This is a genomic window from Paenibacillus motobuensis, from assembly GCF_039521865.1.
Lineage (GTDB): Bacteria > Bacillota > Bacilli > Paenibacillales > Paenibacillaceae > Fontibacillus > Fontibacillus motobuensis.
In genome coordinates, this window is record NZ_BAAACX010000008.1 from 22,077 (window position 1) to 43,236 (window position 21,160).

Sequence of the window (21,160 nt, forward strand, 5' to 3'; positions counted from 1 at the left end):
GTTTGCGTTCACGATCACTGATGATCAAGAAGTGTGAAGCGTTGTTCCGCGTTGAATCAGTTCATTATCCATCTGGTGATTCATTTCTTCCAGCGGCTGCTGCTCAATCTTCTTGATCAGGATGCGGGCAGCAAGCATGCCCATTTCATAAATCGGCTGAGCTACCGTAGATAATTCTGGGTAGACCATTTCTCCAAGCGGAATACCGTCATATCCAATAATTTGTACCTGATCCGGTACACAAATCCCACGTTTTTGCATAACGCGAAGCGCGCCTATCGCCATTAAGTCATTGCCAGCAAAGATGCCGTCAATATCAGGATGTGCGTCAAAGATTTTATTTACAGCTTCTGAAGCCTCTTTTAACTGAAAATTTCCGTTAACAATGAGCTTAGGGGTGAACCAATCTAAATCTTCAACTAGATCGAGATAACCCTGGCAGCGTTCCTCTGCAATCCATAATCCTTTTGGCCCCCGAATGTGCATAATCTTGGTACAACCTTGCTGCAGTAAGGCCTGTACGGCCAAACGCGCACCCTCGCGATTTTTCGAAGAAATAGTAGGCACTGTCTGAAAGTTTGAGCGATCCAGTGCAACTAACGGAACCTGTAACTGGTCTATCTCATTCGAGGACAAGGTATTTGTAGCCATAATAAATCCATCAATGTATTTTTGTTTTAAGGTTTGAATGTATTGTCTTTCCACGGCTGGGGAATCATTGGTATTGCAAAGTATCGTGGTGTATCCGTACATTTGCGTTACCTTCTCCACGGCAAGCGCAAGTTCATTAAAGAACGGGTTCGTAATATCAGGTACGATGAGAGCGATCGTTTTGGACGATTTCTTGGATAAACTACGAGCAATATCATTGGGTGTGTATTGTAACATTTCGATAGCTTCATGAACTTTCTGGACCGTATCTTTATGAACATACCCCTTCTGATTAAGGACGCGAGAAACGGTCGCCACGGAAACCCCTGCTAATTTTGAGACATCTCGAATCGTTGGGATTGTTCTCAGCTCCTTTTGTTACTTCTTTCTATATTACTATACTTAATAAATATCAGGTATTCAACTGTATGGAACTAAAAATTAGGATACCGGTTACACAATATTTTATGAAATATGTTACCGGTTCCACATTATTCACATCAATTGCAATAATTTCAAGGAGTATACGTATTGACAGCGTTTTAAGATACGTTTATTATGATACTCAAATGAGTAACCGATTACACATTTGATGATACGTCGGAAATTGAGAATCTGGAAATGCTCTATTACACCAATTGAGAGGATGTTGAACCGTATGACTGATAAGAAAATTCCTATCATCATCGATACTGATCCAGGGATTGATGATGCCGTTGCTATCGGAGTGGCGTTATTCCATAAGAAGTTGGACGTCAAGCTGCTATCAACTATTGCCGGAAATGTCTCTGTTGAAAAAACGACGAATAATGCACTCAAGCTGGTTGAATTTTTTGATAAGGACATTCCGGTCGCCAAGGGTGCCGATAAACCATTATGTATCCCATATGAGGACAGCAGCCATATCCATGGAGAATCGGGGATGGGCGGATATGAATTTCCGGAACCGAAGAAGGCGATTCATCCGCAGCATGCGGTTAATGCAATTAGAGAGACGATCATGAACAGCGAAGAAAAAGTAACACTTGTTCCGATTGGCCCTTTGACGAACATCGCTTTATTCCTGACCTTATATCCGGAATGCAAATCGCAGATTGAACGGATTGTGCTGATGGGCGGTTCAGCATCTGCGGGCAATCATACGCCAACGGCAGAATACAACATCTTCGCCGATCCGGAAGCTGCCAAGATCGTATTTGCTTCAGGGCTTGATATTACGATGGTAGGACTGGATGTCACAAGCAAGGCCACCTTGACCCCGGACAATGTAGAGACGATTCGCGATTTGAATGAAACGGGCAGAATGATGTATTCCATGTTCCAGCATTATCGCGGTGGCAGCTTGAAGACAGGGCTAAAAATGCATGATTTATGCGCAATCGCCTATATTGTTAATCCCGAATTATTTAAAACTCAAGTTTGCTTCGTAGATGTCGAGACGTCAGGCACATATACCGCAGGCACTACGATTGTAGATCTGAAGAATCGATATCATAGAGAGCCAAATGCAACGGTGTGCTTGGATATTGATGTAGACGCTTTCAGATCATGGGCGGTAGAGCAATTAGCTAATACTCGATAAAAGGCAGCATTCAGAGAGGAGAATCATTTTGGTAGAACTCATATTCGGTTTAGTTGTAATCGTGCTGGCGGGCTGGATGATTTATAAGAAGGTCAATGCTACGGTTGCATTATTCATTGCGGGTATCCTGCTTCTGTTTGGAGCAGCTATTATGGGGCACCCTGTATTGCCTGAAGAAGCGACGACAGGCTCTATATGGCTGGATCCGATCAAATCGATTACACAAAGTTTCATCAACAACCTAGGGAATATCGGGATGACGATCATGGTTCTGTTCGGCTTCTCGTCGTACATGACGCAGATTGGCGCGAATGAAGTTACGGTTCGAACCTTGATGAAGCCATTATCCGGCATTAAATCAGTCTATGTGTTAGTCCCGGTTATTTTTATCGTAGGAAACCTGCTATCTCTCGTTGTTCCGAGTGCATCAAGTCTGGCCGTACTTCTGATGGCTACATTGTATCCGGTTCTGAAGCGTATCGGAATGTCCGCGCTTACTGCAGGTGCTGTAATTGCGACAACAGCGACAATTATCCCGACTCCTCTTGGTGCGGATAATGTTATTGCGGCTGAGACCTTTGGTATCGATCTGATGGATTATGTATTGAAATATCACGCTGCCATTTCGATTCCTACGTTGATACTCATGACGATTGCACATTACTTTTGGCAGAAATATTTGGACAAGAAGAATCCGGAAACCGATGATATCGATGAATCCAAGCTGACTGCATTACGCGAGGATTTGCCTCCGGCGTTCTATGGGATTCTGCCGATTCTTCCTCTGATCCTGATTACAGTATTTGGAATTTTCGTTAAATCGATTAACATCGGTCTGGTTGAGATCACGTTTATTTCTCTGATCGTTACAGTTATTATTGAAATTATTCGCAAACGCAAGATCCAGCAAGTGTTCGATGAGCTAATGGTGTTCTTCAAAGGTATGGGGAACGGGCTTGCTATGGTCGTAGCGCTGCTTGTTGCGGCAAGCTTGATGGTTGATGGTCTGAAGGCGCTTGGTATTATTGATATGCTGACCAATTCGGTAAAAGACGTCAATGGGGCAGGGATGATCCTGATGTTCGCTTTCTCAGGGATCACGGCGCTTATTGGTCTGATCAGCGGCGGCGGTCTTGCCGTATTCTACGCTTCGGTAGGTTTGCTGCCTGATATCGCACATAATGTGGGTATCAATGGAGTAATGTTGGCCATTCCTATGCAATTAATTGCTAACCTGGTCCGCTCGGTGTCACCTGTTGCTGCAGTTATCATTGTGGTCTGCAGTATTATTGGCAAGAGTCCGATGGCGATTGTGAAACGGACTTCAGTGCCAATTATCGTTGGTATTATAAGTACGTTAGTATTGTCTTATGTGATGTTCTCGTAATACTGCCCTGAATTCCTGAAATAGATAAGACAGAGAGAATATTGTGATTTGGATAGGAGCGAAGCACAGATGAAGAAGATATGCATACTTGGGAGTATCAATATGGATTCCAGCTTATTGCTGGAATCCCTCCCTGTTGAGGGTGAGACTATATTTGCAACGGACAAAATGGTTGGACCAGGGGGCAAAGGTTTCAATCAGGCCGTATCGGCTGCAAGGCTAGGAGCGTCGGTACAATTTATCGGTAAAATCGGTCAGGATGAAAATGGCAAGCAGCTCATGGCTACAATGCAGCAGGAAGGGATCCTTACAGACCATGTTTATACCGATCCGGATTTACCTACAGGAGAAGCCTTGATCTTGTTCGCCAAAAATGGCAGTAATATGATTGTAGTTAGCGCTGGATCCAATATGGGGCTGACAACAGGAGAAGTTGACCTGTCTAGAGAGAATATCGGGTCATCTGACGTTATTGTAGCGCAGTTCGAAGTACCGATTCCTGTCATAGAGCATGCTTTTGCATTAGCTAAAGATGCGGGGAAAATTACTGTGCTCAATCCTGCGCCTGCGAAAGAAATTCCAGCCGGATTGCTCAGAGTAACGGATATCCTTATCCCGAATGAAAGTGAGATGCATATGCTGACAGGATGCAATACCACCAGTGAAGATGAGATTGTACAAGGCGCGCATAAGTTAATTGAACAAGGCGCCGGTTGTGTCATTGTTACGCTGGGCGAACGCGGCAGTCTGGTTTGCCATCCAGAGGGCTCTATCGCTGTTCCGGCTGAAAAAGTACAAGCCATCGATACAACGGCGGCGGGCGATAGCTTTATTGGAGCGCTCTGCACCAGATTACAAGGGAATCATCTCAAATCATTGGATAACATTATAGAAGCCGTTAAATTTGCAAGTAAATTCTCATCGATCGTAGTTCAACGCAAAGGAGCATTCCAATCGATACCTTATGCCCATGAACTCACGAATGGATAGAAATGAGTGGATAGAATGAATATTTTATGGGGACTGCTGGGCTGTTTCGTTGTTTTCGTTATTGCCTATTTGATGTCAGACCATAAGAAAAATATCAATTATCGCACCATTTGTATAGGTTTTCTTATTCAATTATTATTTGGCTTTATTGTGCTGAAATGGGATGTCGGCAAGCAGGTGATAAGAGCGATATCAGGGGCTATTACGAACTTGTTCCACTACGGGTATGAAGGCCTGGGCTTTGTATTCGGCAGCCTGGCCGACAAGACGATGCCCACAGGCAATATCTTTGCGATCCGCGTGGCCATGCTGGCCGTCTTCATTACTCCTTTAATCGGTATTCTATATCATTTTGGGATCGTCCAGATCTTTATGCGTGTCATTGGCGGGGGACTTGGCAGATTGCTGAAGACAAGCCGGTCTGAATCTTTAGCGGCAGCAGGGAATATTTTTCTGGGACTGCAGGAAATCCCGATTATGATCAAGCCATATATGAAATACCTGACGCGATCGGAAATGTTCGCGGTTATGGTTGGCGGACTAGCCTCTGTTGCCGGCGGAATCATGGTCGCTTATGCTGCGCTCGGGATACCTATGGAGTATTTATTATCCGCGAGCATCATGTCGGCTCCTGCAGGGCTTATTATAGCGAAGATTATAATTCCGGAACGGGAAGTACCCGTCAAGGTTGATATACATGAGCTTGAAGAGAGCAAATCGGGGAAAAAGGAAAGCATCGTTAATATTATTTCAAAAGGCGCTTCTTCCGGTATGAAAATGGCGCTGCAAATTGTGGCCATGCTGATCGCATTTATATCCATGGTGGCTTTGCTAAACGGGCTGCTTGGGTGGATCGGCGGATGGTTTGGTTTTGGCGAACTGTCACTGCAATTAATTCTGGGCTGGGTCTTCTCGCCTATTGCCTTTGCAATTGGCGTTCCTTGGTCGGAGGCTACAATGGCAGGAAGCTTCCTAGGACAAAAGCTTGTGATGAATGAAATGATAGCCTTTGGTTCTTTTGCTGAACAGATGGGACATTTGTCAGACAAGACGGTTGCTATCGTTAGCTTTGCTCTCTGCGGATTTGCCAATATTGGCTCCATGGGGATCATGCTGGGTTCATTTAGTTCATTATCCCCTGAGAGAAGCAGTGAGGTAGGTGGGCTTGCATTTAAGGCAGTCATTGCAGGCTCGTTAGCTAATCTGCTGAGCGGGGCAATTGCAGGCATGTACTTTTAAACGAAATGAACGTAAGCTGTAAACGTGAATCGGGAATCAGCGTTTCATCTGAAACATGGCTGTTCCCGATTTTTTTGCGGCCTTTTCTGTCATCGAGGCTTCTCCACGCAAGTCCCTCCCTTTAATCACCTATACGTTCAACACCATTTCCACCTTCGTGAGGTGTTCTTCCATCCGCTGGGAGGCAAGGGCTTCGTCTTGAAGGGAAATAGCTTCATAGATCAGCTGATGCTCCTTCAATAGTTGTAACGCAGAGGCGCGTTCGCCGAACAGCCACATACGCCGTGTGCTGCCCATATGCTTGGCACATTCCTGATGGAACATAGCAAGCATTGGGACAAGGATCGGATTGTGGCTGGCTTCAGCCAGATAGACATGAAATTGCAGATCATCCTGCTGGCTTCTCTCTTCATCGTCCAGATGTTCTTCCATCAGCTTAAGACAAGAAGACATTCGTGTCAGATCCTGTTCCGTTCTTCTTCGCGCCGCGAGTGCGGCTGAGCCGATCTCAACCAGCTTGCGAGCCTCGATCAAGGAGCGGAGCGAATCCATATCGGCAAGGGAGCTGAGCAATTGCTCGGCAGGATTGTGCTCCGGTTTACGTGCGAAGGTACCTCCGCCGTGACGAATATCGAGCCACCCCATCGCTTTCAGGGCGCTTTGGGCTTCGCGGATCGTTGACCGCCCCACTTGGTATTGCTTGGCCAGCGCTTCCACAGAGGGAAGACGCTGCCCTTCCGCATAGCTGCCGTCTTTCAATTGCTGGAGCAGATGCTCTATAACGAGTTCTGCCCCTTTTTTCAGTTGGATATGGTACATGATAGAGTTCCCCCTGCTTGTTGATGTGGATAGGCTGTATAATCCTCAGGTCTATATTCCTTCAAATTTTAAATTAAGTCTATACATACGCTTTAATTATAAGGTATAATATCCCAAAAGTCATCAGATGACCTGAACAATTATCTAAATCTAAGCTGCTTCTGTCCAGAATATCGCCCATTGGTTACCAGTCAAATGCATTGCAATCATCAATTTGTGTGGATACAGCTTCATCCAGGATGAAGACAGGAAGAGGAGAGGTGCAAATGAGATGCTAGATTCTGAGGTAAGACAGTCATTGCTTCAATGGCTTGGCCAAGAACGATTCCGAGATGATCAGGAGACTTTGGTCACCCATTCTTATGATGCTACCCCTATGCTGCAATCGCTGCCTGATGCGGTGGTCTATCCGGAGACAACGGCCGAGGTGCAATCTATATTGAGGCTTGCCAATGAACATCGCATCCCGATCGTTCCGCGAGGCGCTGCGAGCAATCTGTGCGGCGGTACTGTTCCTGTGCAGGGAGGCATCGTGGTAGCCATGTCGCGGATGAACAAGCTGCTTGAACTGGATACCGTCAACCTGACGGCTACCGTGCAGCCTGGCTTGAATACGAAGAAGTTCCATCAGGAAGTGGAGCGGCGGGGACTGTTCTATCCACCAGATCCGAGCAGCATGGTCATTTCAACATTAGGCGGCAACATTATGGAGGGCGCAGGGGGCTTGCGCGGTCTTAAGTATGGCACAACCAAGGATTATGTGATCGGTCTTGAAGCGGTGCTTCCCTCCGGGGAGATGATTCGTACAGGCGGCAAGCTGTACAAGGATGTAGCCGGTTATGACTTGACGAAGCTGTTCGTGGGTTCCGAGGGAACTCTGGCATTGATTACGGAGGCGACCTTGAAGCTTCTGCCTGCTCCTGGAGTACGTCAGACGATGCTGGTTGCTTTTGCAGATATTTATGGTGCGGCTCGCTCGGTCTCACGGATTGTTGGCGCGCGGATTATTCCGGCCACGCTGGAAATTATGGACCAGGCCACGATACGTGTGGTAGAGGATTATAATCATATCGGTCTTCCCACAGACGTGCAGGCTATATTGCTGATTGAGCAGGACGGTCAAGAACTGGAGCAGGTGAAGAAGGATATGAATGATATCAAAAATATCTGTGCGGCAGAAGGGGCAACGGACATCCGTATGGCTCAGGATGAGGCTGAAGCGGAGCAACTGATGATGGCTCGTCGGAGCGCATTATCTACGCTTGCTCGCATCTCGCCGACGACGATTCTGGAGGATGCGACCGTTCCGCGATCTGCCATCGCCGATATGATCCTGGCAATTAATCGGATTGCTGAGAAATACCGCGTCAACATATGCACCTTCGGGCATGCCGGGGATGGCAATTTGCACCCTACTTGTACGACAGATGCTCGTAATGAAGAGGAAATACACCGCGTTGAAGAGGCTTTTGCGGAAATCTTCGAGGAGGCGATCTCGCTTGGCGGGACGATCACGGGCGAGCATGGTGTCGGAACCGTAAAAGCTCCTTATCTGGAATGGAAGGTAGGGAGTGCGGGGATCAACGTGATGAAGGGAATCAAGCGAGTTTTCGATCCTAACGGCATTATGAACCCAGGCAAGATCTTTGCCAAGTCGTCCCGTAAAAGGCTGGTGATCTCGAAATGAGTAGCCCTAATCCTAAAGTAGAGAAGGATCCATCCTTATTAACGCTACAGCGGGAGCTTACGAAGCAGCTGGATTATAATGAACTAATGAACTGTATGCGCTGCGGCTTCTGCCAGCCTTCCTGTCCGACATATCAAGAGACAGGCATCGAGGCTGCGTCGCCGCGGGGGAGAATTGCACTTATGAAGGCGGTAGCTGACGGTGTAATGGAGCCGGATGAGTCGTTCCGCCAGCAGATCAATCTGTGCTTGGGCTGCCGGGCTTGTGAACCCGTGTGCCCATCCGACGTGAAGTATGGACAGCTGCTGGAACAGACCAAGTCGGTGCTGTTCGAACAGCCGTTTCACTCTGCCAAGAAGAAGAGTGGGCAGACGGAAGCTGCAGCCGAACCCGGATATAGCTCTAAATCGGATCGGCCTCCGAACATGAAACGGCTGCATAAGCTGGTCAAGCCTGCCTTCAAGAGCCATAATCGCATGCTGTCTCTTAGCGTTCTGCTAGAGAAATATCAGCGCTCGGGATTACAGCGCTATGCGGCGAAGAAGAAGCTGCTTCGATTTCTGCCAGAGCATTTCCAGACCTTGGAGCGTATTCTGCCGCAGGCTGACAGTCAAGGCGTTGCAAAACGGGTGAAGGCCAGCTTCCTGCCAGCCAAGGGAGAGCGGATCGGAACTGTAGGCATGTTCCGCGGCTGTATCATGGATGTTCTTTTCACTGAAACGAATGTGAATACGGTGAACCTGCTGAGAGAATCGGGCTATGATGTGATCATTCCTGAAGCGCAGGGCTGCTGCGGAGCACTGTTCTCCCACAGCGGTGATCTGAAGACCGCTCGGGAGTTCGCCAAGAAGAATATCCAGGCCTTCGCCGAGGTCAAGGTCGATTATATTGCCTCTAACGCTGGAGGTTGTGGAGCCATGCTGATTGAATATGATCATCTGCTGAAGGATGATGTGGAGTGGTGGGCGCAAGCGGAGCATTTCTCGGAGCAGATCAAGGATATAAGCGAGCTTTTGCTCCGTTCAGAGCGATGGAACTTATTAAAATCGATAGACGCAGAACCTGACGATCGAGAACACTTTTCCCAAGAAAGTCCCGAACACACGCCTCAAGATACGGTTACTTATCAAGACTCCTGCCACCTGAGGAATGTCATGAAGGCAGGCCGGGGACCAAGACAGCTGCTTCATCTTCTGCCTGATTTGAATTATGTAGAGCTTGAAGGCGCGGAAGGCTGCTGCGGTTCAGCCGGCATTTATAATCTGATGCAGCCGAAGATGGCGAATGATATTTTGGATCACAAAATGGGTAAAGTGAATGAGACGGGGGCATCGATCATTTTGACGAGCAACCCCGGCTGTTTGCTGCAAATGAAGATTGGCGTTGAGCGGGAGCAGGCACAGGATCGTCTGAAGGTGATGCATGTGGTTGATTATTTTGCCGAAAAAGTAATGAAATAGAGTTATATCCGCGCCCTTAGGGGCGTTTTTTTATGTTCGTATAGCCGCTAGCTCGTTGACAACGACACTACTCTGCGTTATTATGTAGCGGTACTCAGTAATATTAAGTACCTCTACACATGTCAATACTGTTCTTGTGAGGTGTATGTGTTTGGATAATCTAAGTGAAATGCTCAAAGGAGTGTTAGAGGGAATTGTGCTGGAAATCATCGGACGGGATGAGATTTATGGTTATGAGATTGTAAAGCGGCTCAATGCTCTTGGTTTTGAGGGGATTGCAGAAGGCACCGTTTATGCTCTGTTGGTGCGGCTGGAAAAAAACAAGCTGGTTCATATCGTGAAAAAGCCGTCTGAAATTGGTCCGCCAAGGAAGTTTTACACTCTCAATGAGCGAGGGCGGGATGAATTGATGTCATTTTGGACACGATGGGATTTCTTAAGCGAACGTATCCAAATTTTAAGAAATAAAGGAGGCAATGAATGATGAGCTTCAGCAATGAAACACATCGAAAAATAGAGCAGTTTGCCAAGGAACAGGCGCAGCATTATCTGGAGGAGGCGGAGATGACCTATCTGGAAAAGCTGCGGGCAAGAACCAATCAGACCAAACACAAAATCGGCAGGAAATTGGCCAGATTTAAGAGCAGCTCGGATCAGGCGCAAGAAGCCCGTAATGATATGATCCTCTACATGAGCGACTACATGAATGATCTGATCTCTCAGGGCTTATCGGAAGAGGAAGCTTTTGAAAAGGCAAGGGATAAGCTCGCGGCTTCAGGTGATTCTGACTTCCAAGCCGATCTTCATGAGCGTTTCCGCCAGTATTATGAAAATCGTGATCCTGCAGACTATGAGGCCGTCGGACTATTTTACGGCGGGTTCCTGTTTTTGGGTGTTGCTATCGGCTCCCTGATCGGATTTCTCACTAGTGGAGGCGTTCCTGCCTTTATGCAAAATGGATGGATCTATACCTTGGTTGGTACCGGGGTTGGAGCGATTATTGGCATAGGGCTGGGAGAAATAAGCCACGCGCTTATATCTATGAAGAGAAAGTAGGTGTTGTCTATGTCCTATATGAAAACGGCTCGCCGCAAGAAAGATCTGGGCATCACTGGCTGGATGGCCAAATGGTATGACAAAAACACCCGTAAGTCTCGTCTATCGGAGATGCGGGAATATGCTGACATCGTAAGCGGATATGTTGATCATGGAGCCGAGGTGCTGGAAGTCGCTCCCGGCCCCGGGTATCTGGCCATCGAGCTAGCGAAGCAAGGCTACTCAGTAACCGGCTTGGAGATCAGCGCGGATTTCGTGGAGATTGAGAAACGTAACGCCAGAGAAGCTGGCGTAAATGTAGACTTTCGGCAGGGGAATGCCTCCGCAATGCCCATGGGGGATGGCGTTTATGATTTCATAATTTGCTCCGCCGCGTTCAAAAATTTCAGCGAACCACTGAAGGCTTTGCAGGAAATGTATCGCGTTCTCAAGCCCGGCGGTGCGGCGCTTATTCTGGACATGAACCACGAAGCCACGAGTGAGGATATCGAGAACGAAATTCAAAAATCCGGTATGAAGGGCTTTGATCGCTGGTTTGTCAAACTGTCGTTTCAAACTTTTCTGAAGAACGGCGCCTATACCCGGGAAGGGTTCGAGGATCTGATAGCGCAGACAGATTTCCCGAAACATAAGATCAAGAAACACGGAATCGGCTTTCAAGTCTGGCTGTATAAGCCAGAGAAGGACAGCCCGAAAAGTATGATTTAACATACCTCCTGGGGCTGTCCTCATTTGAACTTCTGTCAATTTTTACTTTGCGTTTCTTTACGGCCAGGCAAGAACTTATTCAACAAAATAGCCGCTAGGGAAGCAGCCAGGATTGGCGAACCCAGCAAATATTGCACGAAGGTAGGCAAGGAATACAAGTAATCCTTCGGAATAAGCACTAATGCCAAAGTTAGAATCATCGGAATGGCAACGATGTACATTTCTTTCTCGCCGATTCGCTCGTTCTTCATGACCTGTATGCCGTTAATGGCGATAATGCCGCAGACGATGCAGAATACGCCGCCGATGACAGCCGTCGGGATGGATGCAATTAGAGCAGCCAGCTTCCCGGAACAGCCAAAGATAACGAACCAGCCACCAACGGCAAGGAAGACTCGACGGCTAGCAATCCCGGTAATGGAGATAATGCCGGCATTGGTGGAATAGCCTGTAACCGGAGTAGAGCCGAGCAGAGAAGCGATCAGACAGCTAATTCCTTCGCCGATGACCCCTCGGTTAATATTTTGATCGGTTAACGGTTGATCGATGACATTGCTGACAGCGAACCAGGTCCCCGTTGTCTCAGCGAGCAGCACAAGATAAATAATGACCATCGTGATAATAGCCGAGAAATTGAAGGAGAAGCCGAAGTCGGCAAAGGGGATCTGCGGCATGCTGAACCAATTGGCCTGGCTAACTGTCGAGAAGTCCAGTACTCCCATAAAATTAGCAGCGATACATCCGCCGATTAACGCGAACATGACGGACATAATCCGGAACAATGATCCTTTTGTCCCTAGCAGAGAACCGAGGATTACAAAGATCAGCAGCACGGCACCTGAGATTAGGGCCAGCATGACGTTCTGATTGATCGTCGCGTCAGCGGCTTCATAAATATTGTCTCTGATCCCCACAGGCAATAAAGACAGACCCACAATAAAAATGATCGTGCCTCCTACAATCGGCGGGATGAAGGATTTGACGATCTTATTGAAGACGCCGCTCATACCCAAGATAATAACGAGAACCGCACCAATAAGGCTCGCGCCCAGTACGGAATTCCAGCCTAACTGCCCGCCTCCGCTGGCGGCATAGATGCTGACAATTGCTCCAAGCGGAACATACGAAGGACCTTGAGCGATCGGCAGCTTCATGCAGAAGTAGCTCTGCACAATCGTTGCTAACCCCGCAGCGATAAAGGTAGATTGAATCAGTGCGCTAGACTGATTGGATTGCAAACCGATCAACATGGCGATCAGGAAAGGAACAACATAGACGTCCATTGCTAATACATGCTGTAAGCCCAGAAGGGCGGACTTGCCGAATGATACCTTCTGATCGGGCAGAACTGTCAGCTGCTGTGAATTCGTTTGAGTTTGCCCCTGGTTGACTGCTTCTGTTTTCACTGAGATGCACACCTCGAATATTTTAGTTTTTTTTGTATTTTAACGAGAATGAACCTTCATGCCCTGTACCCATACTTCACGGATATTTTCAGGTCTGGCCAGATACATGATCTTCTCAAAAATCCCATGCAAATCTTCATTCTCATCAAAGATGGGCAGCTTGGCAGAGGGCAATTTCGTATCGATGATCTGTACATCCCATGCATAATTCTGTTCAAGGCGACCGATCGGTAAGCTTAGACTCTCGCCGCCTCCGGCTGTAGCCAGGTAGAACGCTTCATCAACCGTAATCCGCGATTTTGGAACACCGCGCATATGTGCCGGGAGAGAAGGATCAACGCCATCCTCCAGCATTCTCGAAGAGATGACGGCTTGTCTTACATTATCGAACAGACTCGGCGAGAAACCTCCGGATATGTCCGTGCCCAGCCCAATATCAATGCCTTTGGCATGGAAATGGGCAACCGGAATGACACTATTAGCAAAATAGGCATTCGAGACAGGACAGTGTGCAATCGCTGTTCCGGTCTCTGCGAATAAATCCGCATCAGGCTCGTCCAGGAAATTGCAATGTGCCATAACGGACTTCTCCCGTAGCAGGCCGAAATCACGCAGTGCAAAGGCATCATTTTTATCAAATCGATCTCGTACATACCCATGCGCCCAATCACTCTCACTGCAGTGTGACTGGACGTAGGCGTCATACTTGGCAGCAAGCTTGCCCAGACCTTCCAACCCCTCATCTGTACAGCTTGGAATGAAGCGTGGGGTTACAACCGGATAGACGCCCTGCTTCACGGTTTTGGCTAATTCCTGGACAGCGAGAATGAACTCCTCCGTATCTGCAAGTGCCGAATTGGTGTCAGCGTCGCGATAATATTCCGGGTTTTGCGCCGGATCATCCATCACAACCTTGCCGACGAGTCCGCGCTGTCCTTTCTTCGCACAGAGCTCAGCTAACAATAGACTGGCCTCTTTATGCACGGTAGCAAAATACAGTACGGTCGTTGTCCCATTAGCGAGCAAGGTACTGACCAGATCATCATAGACTTTCTCGGCAAAATCCAGATCCGCAAATTTGGACTCCAGCGGGAAAGTGTACGTATTCAGCCAGTCATAGAGCGGAATGTCCAGGGCTGTTCCCGACTGCGCCCATTGCGGTGCGTGCACATGCAGGTCGATGAACCCGGGCAGTAAATACTGGCCCTCAGCCAAACGATGGAAGTTACTCTTGCCTTGATATGCCTCCAGCAGAGGCTGATATTCCGCATCTCCTGGCGCGATGACCTTTGCAATTAGCCCATCTTCATTGATCGCAAACAGATAGTTCTTTAATATTTGAATTTCTTTGGGAGATTGACTGGAAAAAGCAGTTCCTTGAAATAATTGCATATATTGTTCCATAGTTACCGCCTTAATGTTCGTATTTTAGTATGTAAAAGCTATTATAATCCGTTAAAATAGATAAGTCTATAATAAAAGACGAATATAGGTGATTACTTGTTCAATTATTGTAGGGAATTCGTTAATTATCTTCAAAATAGAGTGTAATAATAAAGACGTATTGCTTATCCTGCATGCAGGTTAAACGATACGTCTTATTTACTAATCAGTAGTAATGACAGCTTTCTAATTAAGAAGGTATTATCATTGCTTTAGTCACATTTAGCTTCGAATATGAGGTCATGAATTCTGGCAGTTCATCTATCTGGATACGGTGACTGATGAGCGGCTCAATTTGTACAATGTTCTGAGCAATGAGTGCAATGGCTTCCTCATGAGTGTACGGATTGATAAAAGAGCCCATAATCCGTAGCTCTTTACTGAAAACATCGAATGGCGAGAAGCAGGCTTGCGCATCTGGTGAGGCAACACCGAAGATCAACACCTGTGCACCTTTGCGCGCTGCTTTAATAGCTAACTCAACGGATTCTGGCCGACCGACACATTCGATAACGATATCAGCAGAGTTCTGCAGCCCCGCGGCCTCATTCGGATCAAATGGTGACACGACATGATTTGCGCCAAGCGTCCGCAGCAACTCATGCTTGTTTTGGTTTGGCTCGCTCACGGTGATGTGCGTAACGCCTGCCGCTTTGACAAGCTGGAGGAACAACTGTCCAATAAAGCCGCCGCCAGAGATCAACACATGATGATTCGCCCGCAGATCCAATTTCTTATAGCCATGTAGCACACATCCAAGTGGCTCGACCATGGCTCCTTCGATCATACTCACATGTTCCGGTAATTTATAGCAGTTGGCAGCTGGAACAACGCATCGTTCAGCCATTCCACCGTCCCGTGTTACGCCAACAGCATTTAACTTATCGCACAGGTGAGCAAGTCCATTACGGCAATACTCGCATGCTCCGCAATAGATATTCGGATCAACGGATACTCGATCTCCCTGCTGTAAAGTGGATACACCTTCACCTACGGCCACGACAACTCCCGAGAGCTCATGACCGAGCACAATTGGGGGATTTACCTCGGCGGAGCCGGGATGACCATGATAAATATGCTGGTCTGTGCCGCATATGCCGCAACAAGCAACTTGAAGCAGAACTTCTTGTTTGCCGGGTGTTTGTTCAGTCCACTCTTCAACTTTCATATTTAATGCTCCGTGAAGTACTGCGGCCTTCATGATACTCATCTCATTTCTCTATAATGTTAAAGTAGTGTAATACTATCTCCATTAGTATTTAAGGCGGACACTCGAAGTGTCTCCCAAGGGATTGTCTTGCCATAGGATTGCTTAACTTGAATCTCCTTGGTTTGGCCTGGAAGCAGATCGAAGAAGTTGTCATTCATGACAAGCCATTCTTCGTCCAGTTCAAGCTTAACCATGCGTGCTACCTGATCTGTCGATATTCGGACAAGACCAGCTGACTTATCAACGCTCACCTGCAGCCTCGCTAGATTGAATCGCATGTCCTTGTAATCGCGTAAGTAGATAAAGTTATCCTCGGTAATACAGCTTGCGGAACTCGCGACACATACAACATCTGCTGCATCGGCTCGAACTGTCAGATCCAGTTCAGTCAACGTAGCAACCTGCAGCTTACTATTTGCAGGAACAGATACATCGAATTCGTGTGTGGACAACAGAGATCCGTCCATTCGATACACAGTTAGTATTACCGTATCATTATAGTCTTCTAGCCGATCGTTCAGTACCCACAATATCAGGTCCTTCCCTGGATCATGGTCAGCAGTTACCAGTATAGGTGCAAAAAACTTGCGCGCATAGTGATACGCTGCCTTCGGGAGTCCATAATAGTCGATAACTGACCAACTCGTTCCTGGCCAGCAATCGTTCAATTGCCAGAACAGTGCCCCGCTCGTATCCGGTTTATTGCGGCGGTAGTGCTCGATACCGTATTTTAATCCCTCAGCCTGGGTCAGCATGGAGTAGTTCAAATACTCCTCTATATTACTAGGGGCACCTGTATATCCTTCCATGAGAAGAATGCCCTTCGGATGGTGAATATCCTTATTGCGGTACATCATTTCATCACTGCCCCAGAAGAATTGGTTCTCGGGTATGTTGCGCTGCAGAGTATAACGATTGGATGATGCATGCATACCGAATTCGCTTGCGAACTTGGTCATGTCGCCTTTGAATTTCTTGAAAGATAAACCTTCAACGCTATAGTCCTGCAACTGCGGCTGACCGAACTCGCGCGGTTCGATATTGCCATGCCACACTTGCCAGTTATGAGTGTCACCTTCTTCACGCGAGTTGTGGTCGTTGCCTCCATAAGGTGAACTAGGCCAGAAGGTTCGTGTAGGATCGAGCGTCTCCAACAGAGCAGGCATCAGCTCGTGGTAAATTTTCTCGCCATAGAACGGATGTGGAATCTCTCCGCTTGAACGGAGCGCCTCGTACAGCCAATCGTTCTCGTTATTACCGCACCACAAAGCGAGGCATGTCCGGCTACGCAGTCGTCTCACGACCTGCTCGATCTCACGCCGCACATTATCCATGAAGTTGCGGTTATAGTCCGGATAGAGGGCACAGGCAAACATGAAGTCCTGCCACACGAGCAAGCCAAGTCGATCACATTCATCGTAAAATATATCGCGCTCATAGATACCGCCTCCCCAGACACGCAGCATGTTCATATTGGCATCCTTCGACATCTGAATGAGATGCTGGTACCTCGTATTTGGCACAGCAGCAATGAAGCTGTCGATAGGAATCCAATTGGCTCCTTTGGCGAACAGCTTTACACCATTTAATACGAAGGTGAAGGCGGGCTGTCCATGTTCATCCCGTTGTATGAGTTCAAGTGTACGGATGCCGAATCGCTGTTCATGTACGTCAACAGACTCTTCATTACACAGAAGCGTTACTTTCAAATGATAAAGATACGGTTGACCTAGGTCATGCGTCCACCACAATGATGGGTTCGAGACGCTTAGACGTACTTCGCTGCTTAAGCTATATGCACAAATTGCACCGTCTTGGATCAGTCCATTATAACGATCGAGTTGGATTGTTTCTGAGGCAACTCGATTATTTTCTGTATCCAACAATTCCACAAAAGCGAAGCAAGGCTTGTTCTTGTGAAATGCCCGAACGTCTACCGTTACATCTACAGTTGCTGTTTTGTCCGTTATTGAAGTTGTACGCGCGAACACACTCTCAACATAAGCGTTGCGGCGTTTAATAAGATGTACACTCTTCCAAATACCGGAACATACAAGCCGTGGACCCCAGTCCCATCCGTAATGATATTGAGCCTTGCGTGTCCAGATCCGCTTCTTGCTGAAACCGGACCAGTAATATTGCATTTTAGCTTGAGCATGCAGATGTACAGGGTCAATTTTGACAGCAAGTACATTCTTGCCTTTCTTCAATTCACGTGTTACTTCAAATGAATGGGCAATAAACATATTGTCAGTGGAGCCAAGCTCCACCCCATTCAAGTACACGGTTGCAAAAGTATCTAACCCTTCGAAGACCAATTCAATGCGTTCTTGGTCATCTTGCCCGCCATCCCAATCAAATGTGTTTCGATACCACCATACCTTATTCTCTACCCAGCGAGACTGTTGATCGTTATGTCCGTAGAAAGGGTCTGCAATGATACCTCGCTCGATTAACGTGGTATGCACATCCCCAGGTACTTTGGTAGTCATCCAGAAATAGTCAATATAGTCTGGAGAAGCAACCTCCAAATCCCGCGCTTCGCCTACATTGAAATCCCGCAGCTTCCAGTTCTCTTGTAGTTCCATCTTATCCCCAATCTGAAATGCGCCACAACCAACAGGCTGTGGCGCATTTCCAATTTCTCTATTTTAGAGGTAATTTAAAAGTCACTCTTTGATCCCGAAGTAATTCTGATAGCTTAATCGACATCGAATCTTGAATTCAGCCGGGGCTAAGCGAATGCTTACGAAGTTATGTTTCCTACGGAAACATCTTAGGTGCTCACGTACCCACTACGTACGCTCCACTCCTCAGTCCCTAAGCTTCATCCAACCTTCTCGGTGCTGAAAGTCCGACTTTTTAAACACACACTTATTTTTTATACGTAAACCAAACTGTCTAGAATCTCTTTAACGCTAAGCTCTGCACATGCCATTGAAGTGTCAGCCACGCCATAGTACACCTTCACAATGTCGCCTTCTACGGATACACCGCAAGAGAATACTACATCACCAAAGAAGCCTTTTTTCTCGTAGTCTGCTTCGGGTTCCATCACAGGCTGCTCGGAGCGGGCGATAATTTTCGTAGGATCGTTCAGATCAAGCAGAACGGCACCCATACAGTAGCGATGATCTTTTGTTGCACCGTGGTATAACTCGAGCCATCCCTTCTCTGTCTTGAACGGGACTGCACCGCCGCCGATGCGACCGCTGTCCCACTTGCCTTCGCGTAAACCTAGTAGATGCTTATGGTTTCCCCAATAGAGTAGGTTATCGGACTCTGCAATCCAGATTTCCGGATCACCGATGCTCTTAGGTGATGGACGATGAAGTGCATAATATTTCCCATTGATCTTCTCAGGAAAGATAAGTACGTCCTTATTATCTGGGTGGAAAATCATGCCATGGTGCTCTACCGTCACAAAATCCTTCGTTGATACCATACATTCACCAATGCCAGCTGGAGATACACCAGAAAAATAGATGTAATAAGTGTCATCGATTTGCGTTACACGCGGATCTTCGATTCCAAAGGTCTCTAATGAGGTGGATGGATAAACGAAAGGTTTATCGTCAATGGTAAAGTGATGTCCATCCTTGCTGCGTGCGATTCGAACATAAGAAATGGATGTCAAATACTCGAACGATGAACTGCCTTGTGTCCGATTACGAATTACGCGCGGATCGGAGAAGTCATAGCGTTCATCGTCTCTGCGCAGATTGATAATATCAAGCTGCTTTGTTTCTGGATTGAATATCGGTGCTTTGACGATATTCGGGTCAGTACTGATGGGCCGTTCTGCAACGCGCAGCAGCAGGAGAGTTTCACTGTTATATGTTGCAACCCCTGCATTGAATGCTCCGATGACTTCAAAATCATCACGATGCGGTTTGACATCGACCGGAGTAATGAGTGGATTTTCTTCGTAGCGATAGATGTTCATATAATAACTCCTCATTCTAGTAATTACATTACAAAACATTATATGTTACATGAAACAAGATTACAAACAGCTAGTAATTAATTACTACAACATTATCGATCAGCCTTAAATAATTGTCAATTGAATTGTGACACAAAGTAGTGTATTTTTTTACAGTACATATATAGCTTATGTTGACCCTATTTTTTTGTAACGTTATAATATTTTTGTAATGTGTTAATTCGAATTTAGAAAGGGGGGACTCTCAGATGAAATCTAAAGTGACGATGCAAGATATTGCAGATCGGCTTAACCTGTCCAAAAATTCTGTATCCCAGGCTATATCCGGCAAAGATGGTGTTAGCGAAGAGACTAGGAAGCTTATTCTAGATACAGCGGATCAAATGGGTTATATCTATCAGGCGGGACGTAAAAAGAGCCAGGCCGAAACTTCTGGTTATATTGCCTTGATAGCCTCCGACTTTGCTTTTGCCCAGAAAGGATTCTTTGGCGAGATCTACTTGAGTGTAGAACAAGAGACGAGACAGCGCGGTAAGCACTTGCTAATCCAATCCGTTGACCAAGAATCAGAGCAAGAACTGATCCTGCCGCCAGTATTAGAAAATCAGGGTGTGGAAGGAATACTCATCCTTTCTCATCTACGGACCTCTTATATGGATATGGTTATCTCCAAAGGTCTCCCGACTGTGCTGATCGACCATCATTATCCGGCGGTTAAGGCAGATTGTATATTAACGAACAATCGGTTTGGCGCTTATGAGGCAATCCATTATCTAACTGAACTAGGTCACCTTAACATCGGTTTTGTTGGAAACATACAGTTTTCTCCAAGTTATTACGAACGATTTGAAGGATTCCGATTGGCAATGAGGGACGCTGGACTGGAAATGCGCGAGGAGTGGCTCTTGTTGGATGCAGTAGAGCAAACCGAGTATATGATGGACGCGATGAAATCCATTCCTGATCAGCCAACGGCTTGGTTCTGTGTAAATGACGGTCTCGGTTTCATTCTCAATTCAACATTACAGCAGCTGGGCTTTCAAATACCTAAAGAGGTGTCGATTTGCAGCTTTGATAACGGACAACTGTCTCAATTATCTACACCACCCACAACTACGATGGAAATTGATTTAAAGCTATTTGGACGTAAGGCTGTAGAACAATTATTCTGGAGAATGGATCATAGGCAAGAGCCATTTGTGGAAATGCTGCTGCCAACCAAGCTGATCACTAGGGAATCGACCGCAGGACCAAGAATGTGATGCTTTACTGTAATAATTTGAGAGAGTCACAGGAATCATATTCTTGTGACTTTTTATTTTTTATAGTTCTGTTACCATATGTTCATTTCGGATTTTTGTAATCTTTGATAATTTACTGTAATGCATTTTGTAACTACAAGCGATTTGCAAGGGTGTTTCATAGATTTTTCATATAAAATGCAGATGTTAAAAGCTGTAAACAGGAATGAAACTGTCATGTTTTTCAACATGATTCTAAATATAATAATGTAAATTAACGTTACAAGTTTAGGATTAATAACTTGATTTAATAGTTTTATAATGTATAATAAACC

The 21,160-nt window shown here is 46.5% G+C and carries 17 protein-coding genes; 10 read left to right on the forward strand and 7 right to left on the reverse strand.

Annotation, left to right across the window (positions count from 1 at the left end; all coding sequences use genetic code 11):
* Positions 1-24: 24 nt before the first annotated feature.
* Positions 25-1,011 carry a LacI family DNA-binding transcriptional regulator gene (locus ABD014_RS08340; protein WP_343860660.1) on the reverse strand — a complete coding sequence of 329 codons (987 nt, stop codon included), beginning with the start codon at positions 1,009-1,011 and terminating at the stop codon, positions 25-27.
* A gap of 298 nt (positions 1,012-1,309) precedes the next feature.
* Here ABD014_RS08340 and rihC point away from each other — a divergent pair, with 298 nt between their 5' ends.
* The 4 genes from rihC (at position 1,310) to ABD014_RS08360 (ending at position 5,849) form a co-directional block, all read left to right on the forward strand.
* Positions 1,310-2,233 (forward strand): ribonucleoside hydrolase RihC, encoded by a 924-nt coding sequence (rihC, locus tag ABD014_RS08345; protein WP_343859825.1) that lies wholly within the window; start codon positions 1,310-1,312, stop codon positions 2,231-2,233.
* A gap of 28 nt (positions 2,234-2,261) precedes the next feature.
* Entirely contained in the window at positions 2,262-3,620 is a 1,359-nt protein-coding gene (gene dcuC, locus ABD014_RS08350; protein ID WP_343859827.1) for a C4-dicarboxylate transporter DcuC, read from the forward strand.
* Positions 3,621-3,689: 69 nt separating this feature from the next.
* Complete coding sequence (gene rbsK, locus ABD014_RS08355) at positions 3,690-4,610, forward strand: ribokinase (RefSeq protein WP_343859831.1); 921 nt, start codon at positions 3,690-3,692, stop codon at positions 4,608-4,610.
* Positions 4,611-4,625: 15 nt separating this feature from the next.
* On the forward strand, positions 4,626-5,849 hold the full coding sequence (locus ABD014_RS08360; protein ID WP_343859833.1) for a NupC/NupG family nucleoside CNT transporter: 1,224 nt from the start codon (positions 4,626-4,628) through the stop codon (positions 5,847-5,849).
* Between the two features lie 129 nt (positions 5,850-5,978).
* Here the strand turns inward: ABD014_RS08360 and ABD014_RS08365 are convergent, their stop codons facing one another.
* On the reverse strand, positions 5,979-6,668 hold the full coding sequence (locus tag ABD014_RS08365; protein ID WP_343859836.1) for a FadR/GntR family transcriptional regulator: 690 nt from the start codon (positions 6,666-6,668) through the stop codon (positions 5,979-5,981).
* Between the two features lie 271 nt (positions 6,669-6,939).
* On the opposite strand from ABD014_RS08365, the gene ABD014_RS08370 reads away from it, so the two are divergent.
* The 5 genes from ABD014_RS08370 to ABD014_RS08390 all read left to right on the forward strand — a co-directional run bounded on the left by ABD014_RS08370 (position 6,940) and on the right by ABD014_RS08390 (position 11,579).
* On the forward strand, positions 6,940-8,355 hold the full coding sequence (locus ABD014_RS08370) for an FAD-binding oxidoreductase (protein ID WP_343859838.1): 1,416 nt from the start codon (positions 6,940-6,942) through the stop codon (positions 8,353-8,355).
* Positions 8,352-9,815 carry a (Fe-S)-binding protein gene (locus tag ABD014_RS08375; protein ID WP_343859841.1) on the forward strand — a complete coding sequence of 488 codons (1,464 nt, stop codon included), beginning with the start codon at positions 8,352-8,354 and terminating at the stop codon, positions 9,813-9,815. Before ABD014_RS08370 ends, ABD014_RS08375 begins: the two co-directional genes overlap by 4 nt.
* 151 nt (positions 9,816-9,966) lie before the next feature.
* Positions 9,967-10,299, forward strand: coding sequence for a PadR family transcriptional regulator (locus tag ABD014_RS08380; RefSeq protein ID WP_343859843.1), 333 nt, complete (start codon positions 9,967-9,969; stop codon positions 10,297-10,299).
* Positions 10,296-10,871 carry a hypothetical protein gene (locus tag ABD014_RS08385; protein WP_343859845.1) on the forward strand — a complete coding sequence of 192 codons (576 nt, stop codon included), beginning with the start codon at positions 10,296-10,298 and terminating at the stop codon, positions 10,869-10,871. The genes ABD014_RS08380 and ABD014_RS08385 overlap by 4 nt, the downstream gene beginning before the upstream one ends.
* Before the next feature lie 9 nt (positions 10,872-10,880).
* Complete coding sequence (locus ABD014_RS08390) at positions 10,881-11,579, forward strand: class I SAM-dependent methyltransferase (RefSeq protein WP_343859848.1); 699 nt, start codon at positions 10,881-10,883, stop codon at positions 11,577-11,579.
* Between the two features lie 35 nt (positions 11,580-11,614).
* Here ABD014_RS08390 and ABD014_RS08395 read toward each other — a convergent pair whose 3' ends face one another.
* The 5 genes from ABD014_RS08395 to ABD014_RS08415 all read right to left on the reverse strand — a co-directional run bounded on the left by ABD014_RS08395 (position 11,615) and on the right by ABD014_RS08415 (position 19,584).
* Positions 11,615-12,985, reverse strand: coding sequence for a uracil-xanthine permease family protein (locus tag ABD014_RS08395; RefSeq protein WP_343859851.1), 1,371 nt, complete (start codon positions 12,983-12,985; stop codon positions 11,615-11,617).
* A gap of 39 nt (positions 12,986-13,024) precedes the next feature.
* Positions 13,025-14,389, reverse strand: a complete 1,365-nt coding sequence (gene guaD / locus ABD014_RS08400) for a guanine deaminase (protein ID WP_343859854.1) — start codon at positions 14,387-14,389, stop codon at positions 13,025-13,027.
* Positions 14,390-14,618: 229 nt separating this feature from the next.
* Positions 14,619-15,638, reverse strand: a complete 1,020-nt coding sequence (locus ABD014_RS08405) for a zinc-dependent alcohol dehydrogenase family protein (protein WP_343859857.1) — start codon at positions 15,636-15,638, stop codon at positions 14,619-14,621.
* 17 nt (positions 15,639-15,655) lie between these two features.
* The gene (locus tag ABD014_RS08410) at positions 15,656-18,226 is read right to left on the reverse strand and encodes a beta-mannosidase (RefSeq protein WP_343859860.1); all 2,571 of its coding nucleotides are present in this window, start codon (positions 18,224-18,226) and stop codon (positions 15,656-15,658) included.
* A gap of 293 nt (positions 18,227-18,519) precedes the next feature.
* The gene (locus ABD014_RS08415) at positions 18,520-19,584 is read right to left on the reverse strand and encodes a BtaManbiosPhlase (RefSeq protein ID WP_343859863.1); all 1,065 of its coding nucleotides are present in this window, start codon (positions 19,582-19,584) and stop codon (positions 18,520-18,522) included.
* 248 nt (positions 19,585-19,832) lie between these two features.
* Here ABD014_RS08415 and ABD014_RS08420 point away from each other — a divergent pair, with 248 nt between their 5' ends.
* Complete coding sequence (locus ABD014_RS08420) at positions 19,833-20,846, forward strand: LacI family DNA-binding transcriptional regulator (protein WP_343859866.1); 1,014 nt, start codon at positions 19,833-19,835, stop codon at positions 20,844-20,846.
* Positions 20,847-21,160 lie beyond the last annotated feature (314 nt).

What these genes read in the sequence shown, in the direction of transcription:
- rihC (WP_343859825.1), top strand. Translation starts at nt 1,310, where the DNA reads ATGACTGATAAGAAAATTCCTATCATCATCGATACTGATCCAGGGATT.
- rbsK (WP_343859831.1), top strand. Translation starts at nt 3,690, where the DNA reads ATGAAGAAGATATGCATACTTGGGAGTATCAATATGGATTCCAGCTTA.
- ABD014_RS08360 (WP_343859833.1), top strand. Translation starts at nt 4,626, where the DNA reads ATGAATATTTTATGGGGACTGCTGGGCTGTTTCGTTGTTTTCGTTATT.
- ABD014_RS08365 (WP_343859836.1), bottom strand. Translation starts at nt 6,668, where the DNA reads ATGTACCATATCCAACTGAAAAAAGGGGCAGAACTCGTTATAGAGCAT.
- ABD014_RS08370 (WP_343859838.1), top strand. Translation starts at nt 6,940, where the DNA reads ATGCTAGATTCTGAGGTAAGACAGTCATTGCTTCAATGGCTTGGCCAA.
- ABD014_RS08375 (WP_343859841.1), top strand. Translation starts at nt 8,352, where the DNA reads ATGAGTAGCCCTAATCCTAAAGTAGAGAAGGATCCATCCTTATTAACG.
- ABD014_RS08385 (WP_343859845.1), top strand. Translation starts at nt 10,296, where the DNA reads ATGATGAGCTTCAGCAATGAAACACATCGAAAAATAGAGCAGTTTGCC.
- ABD014_RS08390 (WP_343859848.1), top strand. Translation starts at nt 10,881, where the DNA reads ATGTCCTATATGAAAACGGCTCGCCGCAAGAAAGATCTGGGCATCACT.
- guaD (WP_343859854.1), bottom strand. Translation starts at nt 14,389, where the DNA reads ATGGAACAATATATGCAATTATTTCAAGGAACTGCTTTTTCCAGTCAA.
- ABD014_RS08405 (WP_343859857.1), bottom strand. Translation starts at nt 15,638, where the DNA reads ATGAGTATCATGAAGGCCGCAGTACTTCACGGAGCATTAAATATGAAA.
- ABD014_RS08410 (WP_343859860.1), bottom strand. Translation starts at nt 18,226, where the DNA reads ATGGAACTACAAGAGAACTGGAAGCTGCGGGATTTCAATGTAGGCGAA.
- ABD014_RS08415 (WP_343859863.1), bottom strand. Translation starts at nt 19,584, where the DNA reads ATGAACATCTATCGCTACGAAGAAAATCCACTCATTACTCCGGTCGAT.
- ABD014_RS08420 (WP_343859866.1), top strand. Translation starts at nt 19,833, where the DNA reads ATGAAATCTAAAGTGACGATGCAAGATATTGCAGATCGGCTTAACCTG.